The sequence below is a fragment of the Pseudomonas sp. GW821-FHT01C01 genome, from assembly GCF_059422645.1.
Map to the genome: position 1 here is coordinate 41,435 of NZ_JBWKXF010000021.1, position 19,656 is coordinate 61,090.

The following is a 19,656-nucleotide window of genomic DNA, read 5'->3' on the forward strand; positions in this document are numbered from 1 at the left end:
ATGAAGCAATATCTCGAACTGGTCGCCCACGTCATCAAGAACGGCACCAAGCAGGCCAACCGTACCGGCGTGAACACCATCAGTTTTCCCGGTGCGATGCTGCGTTATGACCTGCAGGAAGGTTTTCCGGCGATCACCACGCGCAAGATGGCGTTCAAATCGGCCATCGGCGAAATGTGCGGTTTCCTGCGTGGCGTGAACAACGCTGCCGAATTCCGTGCCCTGGGCTGCAAGGTCTGGGACCAGAACGCCAACGAAAACGCTCAGTGGCTGGCCAACCCGTTCCGCCAGGGTGAAGACGACCTCGGCGAAATCTATGGCGTGCAATGGCGCAAATGGCCGGCGTACAAGCAGATCCCGGTCAGCAATCAGGCCGCCATCGAGCAGACTCTGAAGCAAGGCTACCGCCAGATCGCCGAAGGTGAAGAAGACGGTCAGGCCTACGTGGTGCTGTACAAGGCCATCGATCAGGTCCGCCAATGCGTCGACACCATCATCAAGGACCCAGGCAGCCGCCGTATCCTGTTCCACGGCTGGAATTGCGCCCAACTCGATGAAATGGCCCTGCCGCCGTGCCACCTGCTGTACCAGTTCCACCCGAATGTCGAGACCAAAGAGATTTCCTTGACCCTCTACATCCGCTCCAACGACCTGGGTCTGGGCACGCCGTTCAACCTGACCGAAGGTGCCGCACTGCTGAGCCTGATCGGTCGCCTGACCGGCTACACGCCGCGCTGGTTCACCTATTTCATCGGTGATGCGCACGTCTACGAAAACCACCTGGACATGCTCAATGAACAGCTCAAGCGCGAGCCGTTCCCGATGCCGAAACTGGTGATTTCCGACCGTGTGCCAGAGTTTGCCAAGACCGGCGTGTACCAGCCGGAATGGCTGGAACTGGTCGAACCGGGCGACTTCTCGCTGGAAGGCTACGAACACCACGCGCCGATGACGGCACCGATGGCGGTCTGAAGCACAGCACCGAACCAATGTGGGAGCGGGCTTGCTCGCGAAAGCGGTCTGTCAGTGAAATCTATATCAACTGACACGGCCCCTTCGCGAGCAAGCCCGCTCCCACATTGGGTTTTGCGGTGTTTTTAGTGGCCGTGGCTACGGCCAACATGGGAATGCTCAACCTCCGTCGCCATAACCCCGCCGCTCACTTCCAGCCGTTGCAAAATCCCGCATTGATCGATACCCGGCCCTTCGCTGCAGCGTTGGCGCAGGTCGAGCAGTTGCGTCTGCAAGGCCAGCAAGCCGTCGATCCGCGCCTTGACGTGGTGGATGTGCTCGTCGATCAGCGCGTTGACGCTTTCGCACTGATCCTGCGGGCTGTCGCGAAACGCCAGCAGGCTACGGATTTCTTCGAGAGTCATGTCGAGGGTGCGACAGTTGCGAATGAAGGTCAGGCGCTCGGCATGGGCCTGGGTGTAGACGCGATAGTTGCCGTCGCTGCGGGCCGGTTCCGGCAGCAGGTTCTCGCGCTCGTAGTAGCGGATCGTTTCCACGGCGCAGTCCGTGAGTTTCGCCAATTCTCCAATCTTCATGACAACAATCTCCAAAACTCCAGAATGGGTGCTTGACCCTATAGTGGCTACAGGGTCTTAACTAGGCAACAGGCACTCTTATGGACACACCCAATGAGCGATTCCCTGCATTCCCACAAACCCGGGGCTGAACACGAGCACAGCCACAAGCTCAAGCCCGTGCAAAAACATGGCCACGGCGGTCACGACGACACCTGCTGTTCATCCAGTGTGACGGTACCCGCGTTGATAAAACTGAGCGCAGCGCCGACGCCAGGGGCCCGACTGAGCAGTTTTCGCATCGAGGCGATGGACTGTCCGACCGAGCAGACGCTGATCCAGAACAAGTTAAGCAAACTGACCGGCGTGCAGCAGCTTGAGTTCAATCTGATTAATCGAGTGCTCGGCGTGACCCACGATTTGCCCGGTATCGAGCCGATCGTCGAGGCCATCAAATCCTTGGGCATGCAGGCCGAGCCGATGGATCAGGGGGCTGAAACCCCGACGCCGGTGTCCCGGAAAAAGCCGTGGTGGCCCTTGGCGCTGTCCGGTGTGGGTGCATTGCTGGCAGAAGTTATCCACTTCAGCAGTTCCGCACCGAACTGGGTGGTGGCGGTTATCGCTCTGGTTTCGATCCTCAGCGGTGGCCTCGGTACCTACAAAAAAGGCTGGATCGCCCTTAAAAACCGCAACCTGAATATCAATGCGCTGATGAGCATTGCCGTGACCGGCGCGGTCCTGATCGGTCAGTGGCCGGAAGCGGCGATGGTGATGTTCCTGTTCACCGTGGCCGAGTTGATCGAAGCCAGATCCCTCGACCGCGCACGCAATGCCATCGGCGGCCTGATGCAGATGACTCCGGACACGGCGACGGTGTTGCAGGCTGACGGCAGCTGGCTGGAACAGGATGTCAAAACCATTGGGCTCGGTGCGCGGGTACGGGTCCGTCCCGGCGAGCGTATCGGCCTGGACGGCGAAGTGTTGTCCGGCCGGTCGACCATCGATCAGGCGCCGATTACCGGTGAAAGTCTGCCGGTGGAAAAAACCGTCGGCGACAAAGTATTCGCCGGCACCATCAATCAGGCCGGGTCCCTGGAGTTCGCGGTGACCGCCGCGGCAGATAACTCGACCCTGGCCCGCATCATCCACGCCGTCGAGCAGGCCCAGGGCGCTCGGGCGCCAACCCAGCGTTTTGTCGACAGCTTCTCGAAAATCTACACCCCGGCGGTGTTCGTCCTGGCCCTGGCGGTGGCGGTGATTCCGCCGTTGTTCATGGGCGCTATGTGGTTCGACTGGATCTACCGCGCGCTGGTGTTGCTGGTGGTGGCTTGTCCATGTGCACTGGTGATTTCCACCCCGGTGACCATTGTCAGCGGTCTGGCGGCGGCGGCGCGCAAAGGCATTCTGGTCAAGGGCGGCGTGTACCTGGAAGGCGGTTACAAGCTGGATTACCTGGCTCTCGATAAAACCGGGACGATCACCCACGGCAAACCGGTGCAGACCGATTACCTGTCGCTTGACCCGACCGCCGACGAATCGGCCCCGGCGATTGCGGCAGCGTTGGCCGGGCGCTCGGATCACCCGGTTTCCCAGGCCATCGCCAAAGCGGCTGTGGATAATCAAATCGCGACGCTGATTGTGGATAACTTCGAAGCGCTGGGCGGGCGTGGTGTGCGCGGCGAAATCAACGGCCAGCTCTACCATTTGGGCAACCATCGTCTGGTGGAGGATCTTGGCCTGTGCTCGCCGGCGCTGGAAGAAAAACTGTTTGCCCTGGAAAAACAGGGCAAGTCGGTGGTGCTGCTGCTTGATTCGTCCGGCCCGTTGGCGCTGTTCGCCGTCGCCGATACGGTAAAAGCATCCAGCCGCGAAGCCATCCGGCAACTGCATGACCTGGGCATCAAAACCCTGATGCTCACGGGCGATAACGTCCACACCGCGCAAGCCATTGCTGCGCAAGTCGGCATCGACGAGGCCAAGGGCGACCTGTTGCCGGGGGACAAATTGCAGGCTATCGAGGCTCTTTATGGCCAAGGGCATCGGGTCGGCATGGTCGGCGACGGTATCAACGACGCTCCGGCGCTGGCGCGTTCCGAGATCGGTTTTGCGATGGCCGCCGCGGGCACCGATACCGCTATCGAAACTGCCGATGTCGCCTTGATGGACGACGATCTTCGCAAAATCCCGGCATTCATTCGCCTGTCGCGGCAGACATCGAGCATCCTCAAACAAAACATTGCCCTGGCTTTGGTCATCAAGGCGATCTTTCTTGGGGTAACCTTCGCCGGGCTCGCTACCATGTGGATGGCAGTGTTCGCCGACATGGGCGTGAGTTTGCTGGTGGTGTTCAACGGTTTGCGCCTGCTGCGCAAATAAAGGATGAGGGACGGTTGTGCTGAGTGCCGAGCTGAAGGCGTTTTACATGGTGGCCCGCCTGGGCAGCATTACCCAGGCTGCAAAAAAGCTCGGCCTGAGCCAGCCGACGGTGACGACACAGATCCGCAACCTCGAAAGTCAGTATTCGGTCGAATTGTTCTACCGTGGCGGCCGGCGCCTCAGCGTCAGCGAAGAAGGTGCGCGGCTGCTGCCGATGGTCAAGACGCTGATGCAGCAGGAAGCCGACATCGAGTTTTTCCTGCGCAACTGCGGCCAAGTCCAGGGCACTTTGCGCATTGCCGCCACGGCGCCGTATTACATCCTCGACCTGGTGAAGACCTTCCGCGAACGCCTGCCGCAGGTGGAGGTGTCGGTAGAGATCGGTAATTCCCAACAGGTGCTTGAAGCGCTGGAAGATTACCGGGTCGATGTCGCGGCGTCGTCGCAGTTGCTCGATGACACGCGGCTGATTCGCCGGGTGCTCGGCAGCGATCCACTGGTGCTGGCGGTGCATCGCAATCATCCGCTGGCGGTACACGATCATGTGCCGCTCGGCGCCTTGGCCGGACATACCTTGCTGATGCGCGAACCGGGCTCGACTACACGTCGTCTGACCGAAGAGTTGCTGGCCAGCGCCGGCGTGTGTTTCGGTCCGCTGCTGGAGATCGGCAGTCGCGAATCGATCCGCGAAGCAGTGCTGCGCAATATCGGTATCAGCATCATTGCCCGCCAGGAGGTGCCCCATGATCCGCAGCTGCGGGTGCTGACCATTGAGAATGCGCCGCAGATTCCCGAGTACCTGTACTGCCTCAAGGAGCGCAAAGGCGCACGATTGCCGGCGGCGTTTCTGGGGCTGGCGCAGGAAATGGCCCCGGCCTGAATTCTTCATTGCCTGTGCGGGCTTCTTCGCTGGCAAGCCAGCTCCTACAGGAGCGCGATAACCTTGTAGGAGCTGGCTTGCCAGCGAAGGCGTCAGTCCTGACAACACAGCACCTGAACCAAAATCCTTGAATACCACTATCGGCAGTTTTTGCCTTACTGCCACATGACGGACTCATTACAACCCTAGGATGGCCCCATCTGCTAGATGAGGTCCGTCCATGAACAACTCGATCGCAACTGCCCTGACCAACCCCGGCGCACCGATGAAAGTGCGCGGCGTACAGAAACGTTTTGGCGCCTTCACGGCGCTGGATAACGTTTCCCTCGACGTGGCGGCCGGTGAGCTGGTGTGCCTGCTCGGCCCGTCGGGCTGTGGCAAAACCACCTTGCTGCGCTGCATAGCCGGTCTGGAAGAGCAGGACAGCGGCGAGTTGTACCTGGGTGATCGAGACGTTTCCCACCTGGCACCCCAGGCGCGGGACTACGGCATTCTGTTCCAGTCCTACGCGTTGTTCCCCAATCTCACCGTCGAAGCGAACATCGCCTACGGCCTCGCCGGCAGCGGTCGCGACGAAGTGCGCCGTCGGGTCGGTCAGATGCTGGAACTGGTTGGCCTGACCGGCAGCGAGAAAAAATATCCCGGTCAATTGTCCGGCGGCCAGCAGCAACGTGTGGCACTGGCCCGCGCACTGGCGCCTGCGCCTTCGTTGTTGCTGCTGGACGAACCGATGTCGGCCCTCGATGCCCGGGTGCGCGAGCATCTGTGCACCGAGCTGCGTCAACTGCAACGCAACCTCGGCATCACCACCCTGATGGTCACCCACAACCAGGACGAGGCCATGTTGATGGCCGACCGCATCGCCGTGATGAACAACGGCAAGGTCGAGCAGTACGCCACGCCGCAGGAAATCTACAACCGCCCGGCCACACCATTCGTGGCGGAGTTCGTCGGCCAGGGCAACTGGTTGCCGTTCCATAGCAGCAGCGACAGCCATGCCCAAGTCGGCGGGATGAACATGCGCCTGGCCAATGGCAGCGCTAAAACCTCGTCCGGCCGTTTGTTCTGCCGTCCGGAAGCGATCAACGTCAACCCGCTGGTGCATGAGGAAAACCTGTTCCCGGCCAAGGTTCGTGAAATCACCTTCCTCGGCAACCGTTGCCGCATGAGCTTCGAGCTCGATCAATTGCCGGGCCATGCGCTGTTGGCGGAACTGGCACCGGAAGCCATGCCGCGCCTTGGCGCCCAGCAGATCATGGTCGCCTTGCCGCCGCGCAGCCTGCAGGTGTTTGCCTGATGAGCGCGAACATCGCGCTGCCGCTGCCACACAAGCAGGTTCGGCAGACTTCTCGTGCCGAGATCGGTGACCGGCTGTTCGTGGTCGGCGGCAAAGTCCTCCTGCTGGTGTTGTTGGGCGTTGCCGTGTTGATGCCGTTGCTGGCGATCTTCTGGCGTGGTTTTAGCGCAGAAGCCGGGCAGGGTGGTGGCTGGGTCGCCGCCAAAGAACTGGTGACCAGCGAAAACTTCCACTGGTTGCTCGGTAACAGCTTGAAGGTTTCCCTCAGTGTCGCGGCCATTGTCGTACCGCTGGCCTATCTGTTTGCCTACGCCCTGCAGCGAACCCTGATTCCGGCCAAAGGCATCTGGCGTGGTATTTCGCTACTGCCATTGATGGCGCCATCGATGCTGCCGGGTATTGCGCTGGTGTACCTGTTTGGCAACCAGGGCATGTTGCGTGGCCTGCTCTCGGACAACATCTACGGCTTCTGGGGCATTGTGCTCGGCGAAGTCATCTACACGTTCCCACACGCCTTGATGATTCTGCTGTCGGCCCTGTCCCTGGCCGATGCACGACTGTTCGATGCCGCCTCCAGCATGGGCGCCAGTCCTGCCAAAGCCTTTCGCAGCATTACGTGGCCGGCGACCCGTCAGGCCGTGTTCGCCGCGTTCTGCCTGGTGTTCACCCTGACCATCACCGATTTCGGCGTGCCGGTGGTGGTCGGTGGCGACTATCAAGTGCTGGCTCTGGAGGCCTATAAGGCTGTGGTGGGTCAGCAGCAATTCGGTCGTGGTGCGTTGATCGGCATGGTGTTGCTGCTGCCCGCGCTGTTCAGCTTCGGCGTCGATGCCTGGTTGCGTCGACGTCACGGTGACGCCATGAGTGGTCGTGCCCAGGTGTTCAAACCGGCGCCATCGAAACTGCGCGACGGCTGCTACCTGGCCATTGTCCTGTTGATCAGCACCGCGTTGTTGCTGGTGTTCGGCATGGCGGTGTTCTCGTCCTTGGTGAAGTTCTGGCCGTACAACCTGTCGCTGTCGCTCAACCATTACCAGTTCAACGAAACCGCCGGCGGTGGCTGGCTGGCCTATGGCAACAGTCTGAAGATGGCCTTGGGCACGGCGTTGATCGGCAGCCTGCTGATTTTCACCGGTGCCTACCTGATGGAAAAAACCAAGGGTCAGCGCGGCCTGAACCTGACCTTGCGCATGCTCAGTTTCGTACCAATGGCGGTGCCGGGCCTGGTGCTCGGGTTGGGTTACGTCTTCTTCTTCAACCTCACCGGCAACCCGCTGCATGTGCTCTACGGCACGATGACCCTGCTGATCGTCTGCACCATTGCTCACTATTTGACCACCGCGCAAATGACCGCCACCACCGCGCTGCGTCAACTCGATGCCGAGTTCGAAGCGGCCGCGTTGTCGCTCAAGGCGCCGCTGTACCGCCACTACCTGCGCGTCACCGTGCCGATTTGCCTGCCGGCGTTGCTGGACATCGTGCGCTACCTGTTCGTCTCGGCCATGACCACTGTCTCGGCGGCGATCTTCCTCTACAGCCCCGACACCATCCTCGCGGCGGTGGCGGTGCTGAACATGGACGACGCCGGCAACGTCGGCGGCGCGGCAGCGATGTCGACCCTGATTCTGATCACCTCGGCGGGCGTGTCCCTGCTGCTGGCCTGGGCTTCGCGCGGCTTGCTGCGCCGGTCCCAAGCCTGGCGGCAGACCGCACCCGGTCACTGATTCTGTACAACCCACTCAACTCAACAACAGGAAAAGATCATGTTCAAGCCTATGGCCCTGGCCGCTGCTGTCCTCACCGCTTTCAGCCTGAACGCCTATGCGGCGAAAACCGAGTTGACGGTGTACACCGCCCTCGAAGCCGAACAGCTGACCGCTTATAAAGCAGCGTTTGAAAAGACCAATCCGGACGTCGAAATCAAATGGGTGCGTGATTCCACCGGCATCATCACCGCCAAACTGCTGGCCGAAAAAGCCCGCCCGCAGGCTGACGCCGTCTGGGGCCTGGCCGCTTCCAGCCTGGCGATCCTCGATCAGCAAGGCATGCTGCAAAGCTACGCACCGAAGGACCTTGGCAAGATCGGCGCCAACTACCGCGACGCCGCCAACCCGCCAGCCTGGGTCGGCATGGACGTCTGGGCCGCGACCATTTGCTTCAACACCGTCGAAGCCGAAAAACAGGGCCTGACCAAGCCGGTGAGCTGGCAAGACCTGACCAAGCCTGAGTACAAAGGCAAGATCGTGATGCCGAACCCGGCATCGTCCGGCACCGGTTTCCTCGACGTCAGCGCCTGGCTGCAAACCTTCGGCGAGAAGCAGGGCTGGGCGTACATGGACGGCTTGCACCAAAACATCGGCCAGTACGTTCACTCCGGCTCCAAGCCTTGCAAGCTGGCGGCTGCTGGCGAATTCCCGATCGGTATTTCCTTCGAATACCCGGCTGTTCAGTTGAAGCGCCAGGGCGCACCGCTGGACATCATCCTGCCGAAGGAAGGCCTGGGCTGGGAGATCGAAGCGACTGCCGTGATCAAGGGCACGGCTCACGAAGAAGCCGCAAAGAAACTGGCTGACTTCTCCGCCAGCCCCGAGGCGATGGAACTCTACAAAGAAAACTTCGCCGTGCTCGCCCAGCCTGGCATCGCCAAGCCACAGACCGAACTGCCGGCTGACTACGAGCAGCGCCTGATCAAGAACGACTTCGCCTGGGCTTCGAAGAACCGCGACGAGATCCTGACCGAATGGCGCAAGCGCTATGACGGCAAGTCCGAGAAAGTCGTAGCCAAGTAAGATCTTCATCGGCTGAAAGGGCCTCTTCGCGAGCAAGCCCGCTCCCACAGGGAAATGCATTCCAATGTGGGAGCGGGCTTGCTCGCGAAAGCGGTTTCAAATTCAGGACAAGACTTCATGACACAACACAACGACATGCTGATCGTCGGCGCCGGCATCCTGGGTTTGTCCCACGCGTATGCCGCCGCCAAACGCGGTCTGAAGGTCACGGTTTTCGAGCGCAGCGAAACGCCTGTCGGCGCTTCGGTGCGTAACTTCGGTCAGGCACTGGTCACCGGCCAACCGCCGGGACCGATGCTCGAACTGGCCCGCGCCAGTCGTGAAATCTGGGGCGATTGGGCACAGCTCGCCGGCCTGCAACTCAAGCGCAATGGCTCGTACCTGTTCGCCCGCACCGAGGCGGAAGAGCAATTGCTGGAAGCCTTCTGCGATGGCCGCGCGGTGGAGCACGGTTACCGCGTCGACCTGTTGCGCGGCGCCGTATTGCGCGATTTGTACGGCGGCCAGTTCCGCCACCACCGCGCGGCGTTGCACGGCATGGACGACCAGCAACTGTATTCGCGCGAAGCGATTCCGGCACTGATCGACTTTCTGCGCCGCGACCTGGGCGTCAAGTTCCACTTCTCCACCCTGGTGCGTGACATCGAGCCGGGCCGTTTGCACAGCACCGCCGGCAGCTTCAGCGCCGAGCAGATCATCGTCTGTTCCGGCCATGATTATCAGACCTTGCTGGCCGAGCAGATCGCCGAACTCGACCCGCAAATCTGCCGCCTGCAAATGCTCCGCGCCCGCCCGCACATCAACCTCAACCTGCAACACGCGTTGCTCACCGGTTTGAGTTGTGTGCACTACGGCGCCTTCGCCGACTTGCCGGAGGCCGTGGCGGTGCAGGCAGAAATTCTGCAGTACGCGCCGCACCTGCAGGAAAACGGCATTCACCTGCTGATCAGCCCGACGCCCTATGGCGAGTTGATCATTGGCGATTCGCACCATTACGGCCGCGATCCGTTGCCCTTCAATGCCGAGCAGGTCGACGACTGGATGATCGAGCTGGCCGAGCAGACCCTGGGCTGCAAGGTGCAAGTGGTCGAACGCTGGCAGGGTGTCTATGGTTCACGGGGGCCGGGACCGTTCTCGTTCCTGCGCCCGGCAAAAGGCCTGAGTGTGGCGTTGATGCACACTGGCGTCGGCATGAGCGTCGGACCGGCAATGGCCGAACGCAATGTGGCCACGGTATTGGGAGAAATCTGATGGAGCGCAATGAACAAGTGATCGCCGAGGTGTTCGGTTTGTACGAGCGCTTTGGCGACAGCGACTACATCGGCGAGCCGGTGTCGCAGATCGAGCACATGTCCCAGGCAGCAGAGCTGGCCATGGCCGAAGGTTTCGATGATGAAGTGGTGCTGGCGGCGTTCTTTCATGACATCGGGCATATCTGCGCTGAAAGCGCGCAGAACATGGGCGGCTTCGGGGTGGTCAGCCATGAGCGCCTCGGTGCCGACTACCTGCGCCGCGCCGGCTTCAGCGAACGCATGGCACGACTGGTCGAATACCACGTGCAGGCCAAGCGTTATCTGACGCTCAAGGAGGCGGGATACTACGATCGCCTGAGCGAAGCCAGCCGCCGGACCCTGGAGTATCAGGGCGGGGTGATGACGGCTGAAGAGGCTGAGGCGTTCGAACAGGATCCGCTGTGTGCCGTGAGTTTGCGCATGCGCCAGTGGGATGAGCTGGCCAAGGAAATGCACGTACCGGTGATCGACCTCAGTATTTTGAAAGGCAAGGCTGCCGGTCTGTTGTCCCGCGAAGCCTGTTGAGTTGTCTGACTGGCGATAGCGAAAGAGCGCATGGAGTGCGTTGCCGGCAAGGTTCAGACTGAGCTTTTCGGCAAGGAGCGCACGGATGCGTTATTTAAAAGTCATCGCACAGGATCGAGGCGGCAAGGGGCTGCCGGACAGTCTGCATTTTCGGTTTCATGAAAATGAACAGATGCAGCGTGAAGCGACTCCCGCTGAGCTTCGGCAGCTCAAGTCGTTGGGGGTGACCTATTTGAAGTGCGCCTGGTTTAACGCGGGCGAACATGAAGAACGGCACCTGCGAATGTTCTCGCCAACCCCCGGTTCGGTGCGGCTGCATTTCCATGACGGCCAAACGGTCGTCTACAAGGCCGCGGCCCATGACCTTGATCGCGACGGGGTGTTCGAGGTGATCTTGAGCAGCGATGTGGACAATGACGGCCGGGCAAATCGCACGGATCGGAACCGGGTCAGGGCTTTGGTGCGCGAGTTTTTGAAGTTCGTTCCCACATTGGATTTGCATCTGGTCACTGATGGATGTTCCAGCACAAAACCCTGTGGGAGCGGGCTTGCTCGCGAAGAGGCCAGCGCTGACACCATAAATCATCGGTCAGGCCACTAAAGCTGCTGCGCCAACACCTCAACCTGCTCCTGCCGTTCCGCCTGATTCAACTTGGGATGAGGATTGAGCGACGACCACTGCGGATGCGCCCGGGCCTTGTTCAGGGCGTCCGGCAGTTTGCCTTCGCGCCAGGTTTTGTCCTGGGGCGTGGCCACCTGAATGCTGTCCATCGCCGCGTGCCCGCGGGCATTCAGGGCGTGCAGCAGTTGTCGCTGGCGCAGCGCCAACAGCCGCAGCACATTGTCATCGACGGTCAGTTCGCGCTGGCCCTTGATCTTGCCCAATAAGCGGCTGCCGTAACTGCGCGCCGTTTGCAGCGCGCCGCCGGCGATGGCACCGGCCAGTGCGGCCGCACCGAGGGTAATGCCACCGACCAGCAAATCGACTCCGGCCCCGGCAGCGGCACCCGCTGCGATACCACCACCGACGCGCACGCCCAATTGCTTGAGGGTTTCCGGGTTGAACAAATCGTCGCCCCAGCGGCCATCGAGCAGCGGCAAATCACTGGCCGCGGCATCCTGGGGGCGGAAGGCATAGAGCTTGAGCAAGGCTTCGACGCAACGCTGTTCACGTTGGCGCACGGCTTTGCGCAGTTCGCTGATCGCCTGCTGTTCTTGTTCGGTATCGCTGGCCACACTGCGCCGGCAGGCGGCGCAATCGATCAGTAACTCGGCAATCAGCCGCGCGGCACTCTGTTGACGAGCCAGGCGTTGCGCCTGTTGATCGGCAATCAACCGCTCCAGTTGCGGGCGGGCATGTTCCAGCAACAGCGCGAGGCTTTCATAGAGTCGACGCTCGCCATCCTCGGGCGGCGCGACGCTGTCGAACCGCACCAACGCATGTAAACCGAGACGCGCCAAGGCTTCGCGCCACGCCGGTTCGCGGTGGTTGGCACTGCTGACAAAATTCAGCACCGGCAGCAGTGGTTTGCCACAACCGGCCAGCACTTCCAGTTCGTCACGGTACTTGGCCAGCACCGGTTCGCGGGCGTCGATCACGTAGAGGCCGGCATCGCAGGTCAACAATTGCCGCAGCACCTTGGCCTCCTGTTCGAAGCGCTGGCGTGCTTCGCTGCCCTCCAGGAACCGAGCCAACCGCGCCGGGCCGTCGAGGCGTTCGCCGGGACGCTCCAGGCGTTCGAGGTAATCGAGCAGGGCGATGGCATCTTCCAGGCCCGGGGTGTCGTAGAGGTCGAGCAGCGGCTCGCCGTCCACCGACAGCCGTGCGCCTTCGACATGCCGCGTGGTGCTGGGGCGATGGGACACTTCACCGAAGCCGACGTCGCGAGTCAGGGTGCGCAGCAACGAGGTTTTGCCGACATTGGTGTGGCCGACCACGGCGAGTTTCAGAGGCTGCTTCCAGGTGTCAGTCATGACCCGTCTCCAGCCAGTTCATCGGTGCACAATCGGCAAACTGCAGCTCAAGCTGTTGCAGCGCCACGTGCCAGTCGCCCAGGCGTTCGGCGTCCAGCGCTTGACCGGGGGGCGCCTGCAACAACCACACGCGAGTGGCGCTGGCGCTGCGGGCCAGTTCGGCGATCAGCGCCAGACTGCCGCGATCCGGCGAACGCTGTGGATCGCAGGCGATGGCCAGGCGCGCCGGAGGGAAACGGCTCAATTGTTCGAGGAGTTTGTGCCGCGATTCGCGACTGTCGAGGATGCCGGCGTTGCTGACGTTTTTCGGTAAATGCGGCGGCCATGGGCGCTGGTCGTCCAGCTCGATGGCGACCAACAGCGCGCCGTCGCTTTGCTGCTCGGTGACACCGCTTTCCACGCGATGCAGTTGTGCCGGTGCCGCATCGCTGACGCCGAGGCGCTCGCTGGTGGGCATCAAGCGTTCGCGCAGTTGGGCGTAGCCGGGCAGATTCAAGTCCAGGCGCAGCGCAGTTTGACCCGTCTTCCAGCGCCACAGGCAAAACAGCGCGAGCAGCAGGCGTGGCACCGCGCCGTAGACCAACAGCACACCGACCAGCCACGCGGCCCAGGCCTGTCGGGCGCTTTCGATGTTCAACGCCGCATCGCCGCTGGCGCGGATCATTTCCTCGGTCGGCACACTGAAGCCGAGCAGGGCCGGCAACGCGCCTAGGGCCTGGGTCACGGCAATAAAGGTGTCGGCGCCGAGAATCGTGGTTTCCCAGACGAAGCCGTAGCGCCGGGTTGCCAGCAACATCAGCAGGATGACCAGCGCGCTGAGCATCGCCAGCAACCACAGGCTGTTGACCAGCACGCCGAGGGCCCAGCGATTGAGCTTCTGCCGTTGCAACAACAGGAGCAGCGCGGGGGCCAGTTGTGCGGCCTTGGCGTCCCGGGCGAGTTTTTCACTTAGCCACAGCCACAATCTCCCGAGGCTGGCGCCGTGTTCGCCGGCGAATACCAGGCCCAGGGCCCAGCTCAGCAGCAGAATCAGGTTCAGCCCGAGCAGACTGCCCAAGGCCCAGAACACATTCACCGGGGTTTGCCCGTCATTTAATGCAGCAAACGCCAGGCCGGTGCCGCTGATCACGGCCAGCACCGCCAACACCAGCAGCGCCAGTCGTGCGCCTTGCAGCCAGTGTTTGAGGGCCGCCGCCAGGCCATCGCGTTCGGCCAGCCACAGGGCCCGGCGTTGAATGCGCGACGGCAAATCGCCGCCGACGCTGCGGGCCAGTCGGTTGGCTTCCAGATCGTCCAGGGGGCCTGCGTGTTCTTCGCGCAGACGGATGGTTTCTGTCAGCCAGAGGGTATTGAGTTCAGTCACGCGGCATCCCGTCGCTTAAATGAGCTGTGAGCATAACCGCTGTGGCGCTTATCGGCGAAAGCAAGGCTCTGGTATCCTCGCCGGCATGACTAAATCACTCCCCCTCAGCCTGATTGCAGCCCTCGGTGAAAACCGTGTGATCGGCGTCGACAACAGCATGCCCTGGCACCTGCCGGGGGACTTCAAATACTTCAAGGCCACCACCCTCGGCAAGCCGATCATCATGGGTCGCAAGACCTGGGATTCCCTCGGTCGCCCGCTGCCGGGCCGCTTGAACATCGTGGTCAGCCGTCAGGCGGACCTGGTGCTCGAAGGCGCGGAGGTTTATCCATCGCTGGAAGCCGCCGTCGCTCGCGCCGAAGCATGGGCGAAGGAACAGGGCGTCGATGAGTTGATGCTGATTGGCGGTGCTCAGTTGTATGCGCAAGGCCTGGCACAGGCTGATCGTTTGTACCTGACCCGCGTAGCGTTGAGCCCGGAAGGGGATGCGTGGTTTCCGGAGTTTGATTTGAACCAGTGGAAACTGGTGTCGAATGTGCCGAACCCGGCGGAGGGCGACAAGCCGGCGTACAACTTCGAAGTGTGGGAAAAAGCTTAAGAGCTTCGCGAGCAAGCCCGCTCCCACAGGGAAATGCATTCCAATGTGGGAGCGGGCTTGCTCGCGAAGGGGCCCCCCTCAGTCGCTGAAGGATTTAAGCCTGCGCCAACGCCGAATGCTCATCTGCATCCAGCAGCGCCTTATCGGTCTGCTGCATCACCTGGCTGGTAATCGCACCGGCCGTCATCGAACCGCTGACGTTCAACGCCGTACGCCCCATATCAATCAGCGGCTCGACCGAAATCAACAACGCTACCAGTGACACCGGCAAGCCCATCGCCGGCAGCACGATCAGCGCGGCGAACGTCGCGCCGCCACCCACCCCGGCCACCCCGGCCGAACTCAGCGTGACAATCGCCACCAGCGTCGCGATCCACAACGGGTCCAGCGGGTTGATGCCCACGGTCGGCGCAACCATCACCGCCAACATCGCCGGGTACAGGCCAGCACAACCGTTCTGGCCAATGGTCGCGCCGAACGAAGCGGCGAAACTGGCGATGGACTGCGGGATGCCCAGACGGCTGGTCTGCGCTTCGATGCTCAGCGGAATCGTCGCAGCGCTGGAACGGCTGGTGAAGGCAAACGTCAGCACCGGCCAGATCTTGCGGAAGAACCGCAGCGGATTGATCCCGGCAACCGACACCAGCACGCCATGCACCACAAACATCAGGCCCAGGCCGATGTAGGACACCACCACGAAACTGCCGAGCTTGATGATGTCTTGCAGGTTGGAACCGGCGACCACTTTGGTCATCAGCGCCAGCACGCCGTACGGGGTCAGCTTCATCACCAAGCGCACCAGGCGCATCACCCAGGCTTGCAGGGTGTCGATGGCGTTGAGCACTTTCTGACCTTTCTCGACGTCATCCTTCAGCAGTTGCAGCGCCGCGACACCCAGGAATGCAGCGAAAATCACCACGCTGATGATCGACGTCGGCTTGGCCCGCGCCAGGTCGGCGAACGGGTTTTGCGGAATGAACGACAGCAGCAACTGCGGCACATTCAGGTCGGCGACCTTGCCGGCGTAATCGGTCTGAATGGTTTGCAGGCGCGCCATTTCCTGGGTGCCGGCGACCAGGCCTTCGGCGGTCAGGCCGAACAGGTTGGTCAGGCCGATGCCGATCAACGCCGCGATGGCCGTGGTGAACAGCAGCGTGCCGATGGTCAGGAAACTGATCTTGCCCAGCGAAGAGGCGTTGTGCAGACGGGCCACCGCGCTGAGGATCGAGGCAAACACCAGCGGGATCACGATCATTTGCAGCAATTGCACATAACCATTACCCACCAGATCGAACCAGCCGATCGAGGCTTTCAGCACCGGATTGCCGGCACCGTAGACAGTATGCAGCGCCACACCAAACGCCACGCCCAGCACCAGTGCGAGCAGGACTTTTTTCGCCAGGCTCCATGTCGTGTGACGGGTTTGCGCCAGGCCGAAGAGCAGGGCGAGGAACACCAGCAGATTGAGGATCAGGGGCAGATTCATGAAGACTCCGATAAGGCTTGTGCCGGTTGCACCCTTGGGCAACCGCGAACCGGCAAGCCTAACAGCTTGAAAACTAATGAATTAATATCAAAAACGCAGGGTGTCCGTCGTTTTTGGAATAAGCGGATGTCGCTGTCAGAAATGCAACTGGCGCGAAAGGGACGAGGGCGGTCGCTGGCAGACGAGGACTGTCACACTTATTTGTTAGCGTCGATGTCTTTCATTCAGGGAGAAGCGCTAATGAAGTTCGCACCGAAGTTTGTGGCAGCAGCACTTTGCCTCGGCCTTGCCGGCCAGGTACTCGCAACGGATCTGAAACACTGGCCCGCCGATCAGGCCAAGGCGCTGGACGCGATGATCGCGGCCAACGCCAACAAGGGTAACTACGCGGTGTTCGACATGGACAACACCAGTTACCGCTACGACCTCGAAGAGTCGCTGCTGCCGTTCATGGAGAACAAGGGCCTGATCACCCGCGACAAGCTCGATCCCTCCCTGAAACTGATGCCGTTCAAGGACACCGCCGACCACAAGGAAAGCCTGTTCAGCTACTACTACCGCCTCTGCGAAGTCGACGACATGGTTTGCTATCCATGGGTCGCCCAGGTGTTCTCAGGCTTTACCCTCAAGGAACTCAAGGGCTACGTCGACGAGATGATGGCGTCCGGCAAACCGGTGCCGGCCACTTACTACGAAGGCGACGTGGTCAAGAAACTCGACGTCAACCCGCCGAAGATCTTCACCGGCCAGCAAGAGCTGTACAACAAGCTGATGGAGAACGGCATCGAGGTCTACGTGATGACCGCCGCCTCCGAAGAACTGGTGCGCATGGTCGCGGCCGATCCGAAGTACGGCTACAACGTCAAACCGCAGAACGTGATCGGCGTGTCGCTGCTGCTCAAGGATCCGAAGACCGGCGAGTTGACCACTGCGCGCAAGCAGGTCACGGCTGGCAAATATGACGAGAAGGCCAACCTCGGCCTCGAACTGACCCCGTACCTGTGGACTCCGGCGACTTGGATGGCCGGCAAGCACGCGGCGATCCTGACCTACATCGATGAGTGGAAGAAACCGGTGCTGGTTGGCGGCGATACCCCGAGCAGCGACGGTTACATGCTGTTCCACAGTGTTGACGTGGCCAAGGGCGGCATCCACCTGTGGGTCAACCGCAAGGACAAGTACATGACCCAGATCAACGGCATGATGGCCAAGAACGCTGCGGCCCAGGCCAAGGAAGGGTTGACGGTGACGGCGGACAAGAACTGGGTGATCGTGAAGCCGGAAGAGATTCAGTAAGGGCTGCATAAACCCCATGTGGGAGCGGGCTTGCTCGCGAAAGCGGTCAGCCAGTAGACAGGGTTGTTGACTGGCACGACGCCTTCGCGAGCAAGCCCGCTCCCACAGTTGATCTCCCGTGTTTGGGAGATTTGTATCAGGCAAAAAAATGCCCCGCACTTGGCGGGGCATTTTCATGTTCGACGATTAAGCCTTACAGCCCGTCGAGCATCGCCTTGTTACGCACAGCACCCTTGTCGGCACTGGTGGCCAGCAGGGCGTAGGCTTTCAGCGCAGTGGTCACTTTACGTGGACGCACTTCCACCGGTTTCCAGCCTTTCTTGTCCTGCAGGGCCCGGCGCGCGGCCAGTTCCTCATCGCTGACCAACAGGTTGATCGAGCGGTTCGGAATGTCGATCAGCACTTTGTCGCCGTCCTGTACCAGGCCAATCGCGCCACCAGCAGCCGCTTCAGGCGAAGCGTGGCCGATGGACAGGCCGGAAGTACCGCCGGAGAAACGGCCGTCGGTGAGCAGGGCGCAAGCTTTGCCCAGGCCTTTGGATTTCAGGTACGAGGTCGGGTAGAGCATTTCCTGCATGCCCGGGCCGCCTTTCGGGCCTTCGTAGCGAATGATGACGATGTCGCCTTCTTTCACTTCGTCGGCGAGGATGCCGCGCACGGCGCTGTCCTGGCTTTCGAAGATCTTCGCGTTGCCTTCGAACACATGGATCGACTCGTCGACGCCAGCGGTTTTCACCACGCAGCCGTCCAGGGCGATGTTGCCGTAGAGAACGGCCAGGCCGCCTTCTTTCGAGTAAGCGTGCTCGACACTACGGATGCAGCCGTTTTCACGGTCGTCGTCCAGGGTTTCCCAGCGGGTCGACTGGCTGAACGCGGTTTGCGTCGGGATGCCCGCCGGACCGGCCTTGAAGAAGTGGTGCACGGCTTCATCGGTGGTCTGGGTGATGTCCCACTTGGCGATGGCTTCTTCCATGCTGTGGCTGTGCACGGTCGGCAGTTGGGTGTGCAGCAAACCACCACGGGCCAGCGAGCCGAGGATGCTGAAGATCCCGCCGGCACGGTGCACGTCTTCCATGTGGTACTTCTGGATGTTCGGCGCGACCTTGCACAGTTGCGGCACGTGACGGGACAGACGGTCGATGTCGCGCAGGTCGAAATCGATCTCGGCTTCCTGGGCGGCGGCCAGCAAGTGCAGGATGGTGTTGGTGGAACCGCCCATGGCGATGTCCAGGGTCATGGCGTTTTCGAACGCCTGGAAGTTGGCGATGTTGCGCGGCAACACCGACTCATCGTTCTCGCCGTAGTAACGCTTGCACAGCTCGACGATGGTGCGGCCGGCCTGCAGGAACAACTGCTCGCGGTCGCTGTGGGTGGCCAGGGTCGAACCGTTGCCCGGCAGTGCCAGGCCCAGCGCTTCGACCAGGCAGTTCATCGAGTTGGCGGTGAACATGCCGGAGCACGAACCGCAGGTCGGGCAGGCGCTGCGCTCGTACTCAGCGACTTTCTCGTCAGAAGCGCTGGAGTCGGCGGCGATCACCATGGCGTCGACCAGGTCGAGGCCGTGGCTGGCCAGTTTGGTCTTGCCGGCTTCCATCGGGCCGCCGGAGACGAAAATCACCGGAATGTTCAGGCGCAGGGACGCCATCAGCATGCCTGGGGTGATCTTGTCGCAGTTGGAAATGCAGACGATCGCATCGGCGCAGTGGGCGTTGACCATGTACTCGACGGAGTCGGCGATGATCTCGCGGCTCGGCAGCGAATAGAGCATGCCGTCGTGGCCCATGGCGATGCCGTCATCGACAGCAATGGTGTTGAATTCCTTGGCCACACCGCCAGCGCGTTCGATTTCGCGGGCGACCAGTTGGCCCAGGTCCTTGAGGTGGACGTGGCCCGGTACGAACTGGGTGAAGGAGTTGGCAATGGCGATGATCGGCTTCTTGAAGTCGTCATCTTTCATCCCCGTGGCGCGCCACAGTGCGCGGGCGCCGGCCATGTTGCGGCCGTGGGTGGATGTTTTCGAGCGGTAATCAGGCATGAAGCACTCCGGGCGGCTAATCAGGTATCAAAAGGGAAGTGAGCTTCTATTGACGTCTGGAACACTCAGAAATGGCCGCGTGTCCGGAAGTTGCCGATAACTTTGCGGGATCGCCGCGCGCTTCAGCTTGAGCTCATAAACCCGCCGGGGATGACTGGCGATGAATGTTCGCGATTCTACACGGCTGGCGGCTGGAGGGAATGCCTGCAAACCTGGAGG

16 protein-coding genes are annotated in these 19,656 nt (G+C 61.4%); 11 read left to right on the top strand and 5 right to left on the bottom strand.

Annotated features, from left to right (window positions below):
• Positions 1-972: a thymidylate synthase gene (locus AC07XF_RS14930; protein ID WP_442096301.1), complete on the top strand. Its 972-nt coding sequence runs from the start codon at positions 1-3 to the stop codon at positions 970-972.
• A 125-nt stretch (positions 973-1,097) separates the two neighbouring features.
• Here AC07XF_RS14930 and cadR read toward each other — a convergent pair whose 3' ends face one another.
• Positions 1,098-1,547, bottom strand: coding sequence for a Cd(II)/Pb(II)-responsive transcriptional regulator (gene cadR, locus AC07XF_RS14935; RefSeq protein ID WP_495027090.1), 450 nt, complete (start codon positions 1,545-1,547; stop codon positions 1,098-1,100).
• Positions 1,548-1,640: 93 nt separating this feature from the next.
• On the opposite strand from cadR, the gene AC07XF_RS14940 reads away from it, so the two are divergent.
• The 8 genes from AC07XF_RS14940 to AC07XF_RS14975 all read left to right on the top strand — a co-directional run bounded on the left by AC07XF_RS14940 (position 1,641) and on the right by AC07XF_RS14975 (position 11,286).
• On the top strand, positions 1,641-3,902 hold the full coding sequence (locus tag AC07XF_RS14940) for a heavy metal translocating P-type ATPase (RefSeq protein ID WP_495027091.1): 2,262 nt from the start codon (positions 1,641-1,643) through the stop codon (positions 3,900-3,902).
• Positions 3,903-3,918: 16 nt separating this feature from the next.
• On the top strand, positions 3,919-4,782 hold the full coding sequence (locus AC07XF_RS14945) for a LysR family transcriptional regulator (protein ID WP_495027092.1): 864 nt from the start codon (positions 3,919-3,921) through the stop codon (positions 4,780-4,782).
• 220 nt (positions 4,783-5,002) lie between these two features.
• Positions 5,003-6,079, top strand: coding sequence for a putative 2-aminoethylphosphonate ABC transporter ATP-binding protein (locus AC07XF_RS14950; protein WP_495027093.1), 1,077 nt, complete (start codon positions 5,003-5,005; stop codon positions 6,077-6,079).
• Positions 6,079-7,803 carry a putative 2-aminoethylphosphonate ABC transporter permease subunit gene (locus AC07XF_RS14955; protein WP_495027094.1) on the top strand — a complete coding sequence of 575 codons (1,725 nt, stop codon included), beginning with the start codon at positions 6,079-6,081 and terminating at the stop codon, positions 7,801-7,803. The genes AC07XF_RS14950 and AC07XF_RS14955 overlap by 1 nt, the downstream gene beginning before the upstream one ends.
• A gap of 39 nt (positions 7,804-7,842) precedes the next feature.
• A complete protein-coding gene (locus AC07XF_RS14960) occupies positions 7,843-8,868 on the top strand; it encodes a putative 2-aminoethylphosphonate ABC transporter substrate-binding protein (RefSeq protein WP_495027095.1) in 1,026 nt (341 codons plus the stop codon).
• Between the two features lie 117 nt (positions 8,869-8,985).
• On the top strand, positions 8,986-10,119 hold the full coding sequence (locus AC07XF_RS14965; RefSeq protein WP_495027096.1) for a TIGR03364 family FAD-dependent oxidoreductase: 1,134 nt from the start codon (positions 8,986-8,988) through the stop codon (positions 10,117-10,119).
• On the top strand, positions 10,119-10,685 hold the full coding sequence (locus tag AC07XF_RS14970; RefSeq protein ID WP_495027097.1) for a phosphonate degradation HD-domain oxygenase: 567 nt from the start codon (positions 10,119-10,121) through the stop codon (positions 10,683-10,685). The genes AC07XF_RS14965 and AC07XF_RS14970 overlap by 1 nt, the downstream gene beginning before the upstream one ends.
• An 85-nt stretch (positions 10,686-10,770) precedes the next feature.
• A complete protein-coding gene (locus tag AC07XF_RS14975; protein WP_495027098.1) occupies positions 10,771-11,286 on the top strand; it encodes a hypothetical protein in 516 nt (171 codons plus the stop codon).
• On the opposite strand, the gene AC07XF_RS14980 is transcribed toward AC07XF_RS14975, so the two are convergent.
• A complete protein-coding gene (locus AC07XF_RS14980; RefSeq protein ID WP_495027099.1) occupies positions 11,283-12,659 on the bottom strand; it encodes a GTPase/DUF3482 domain-containing protein in 1,377 nt (458 codons plus the stop codon). The two genes, AC07XF_RS14975 and AC07XF_RS14980, sit on opposite strands and share 4 nt — an antisense overlap.
• On the bottom strand, positions 12,652-14,022 hold the full coding sequence (locus AC07XF_RS14985) for a DUF2868 domain-containing protein (protein ID WP_495027100.1): 1,371 nt from the start codon (positions 14,020-14,022) through the stop codon (positions 12,652-12,654). Before AC07XF_RS14985 ends, AC07XF_RS14980 begins: the two co-directional genes overlap by 8 nt.
• A gap of 85 nt (positions 14,023-14,107) precedes the next feature.
• Here AC07XF_RS14985 and AC07XF_RS14990 point away from each other — a divergent pair, with 85 nt between their 5' ends.
• Positions 14,108-14,620 (top strand): dihydrofolate reductase, encoded by a 513-nt coding sequence (locus tag AC07XF_RS14990; protein ID WP_495027101.1) that lies wholly within the window; start codon positions 14,108-14,110, stop codon positions 14,618-14,620.
• Positions 14,621-14,714: 94 nt separating this feature from the next.
• Here AC07XF_RS14990 and AC07XF_RS14995 read toward each other — a convergent pair whose 3' ends face one another.
• Positions 14,715-16,106, bottom strand: coding sequence for an L-cystine transporter (locus tag AC07XF_RS14995; protein ID WP_495027102.1), 1,392 nt, complete (start codon positions 16,104-16,106; stop codon positions 14,715-14,717).
• Positions 16,107-16,346: 240 nt separating this feature from the next.
• Here AC07XF_RS14995 and AC07XF_RS15000 point away from each other — a divergent pair, with 240 nt between their 5' ends.
• Positions 16,347-17,402, top strand: a complete 1,056-nt coding sequence (locus tag AC07XF_RS15000) for an HAD family hydrolase (RefSeq protein WP_495027103.1) — start codon at positions 16,347-16,349, stop codon at positions 17,400-17,402.
• A gap of 193 nt (positions 17,403-17,595) precedes the next feature.
• On the opposite strand, the gene ilvD is transcribed toward AC07XF_RS15000, so the two are convergent.
• Positions 17,596-19,437: a dihydroxy-acid dehydratase gene (ilvD, locus tag AC07XF_RS15005; protein ID WP_495027104.1), complete on the bottom strand. Its 1,842-nt coding sequence runs from the start codon at positions 19,435-19,437 to the stop codon at positions 17,596-17,598.
• Between the last annotated feature and the right edge of the window lie 219 nt (positions 19,438-19,656).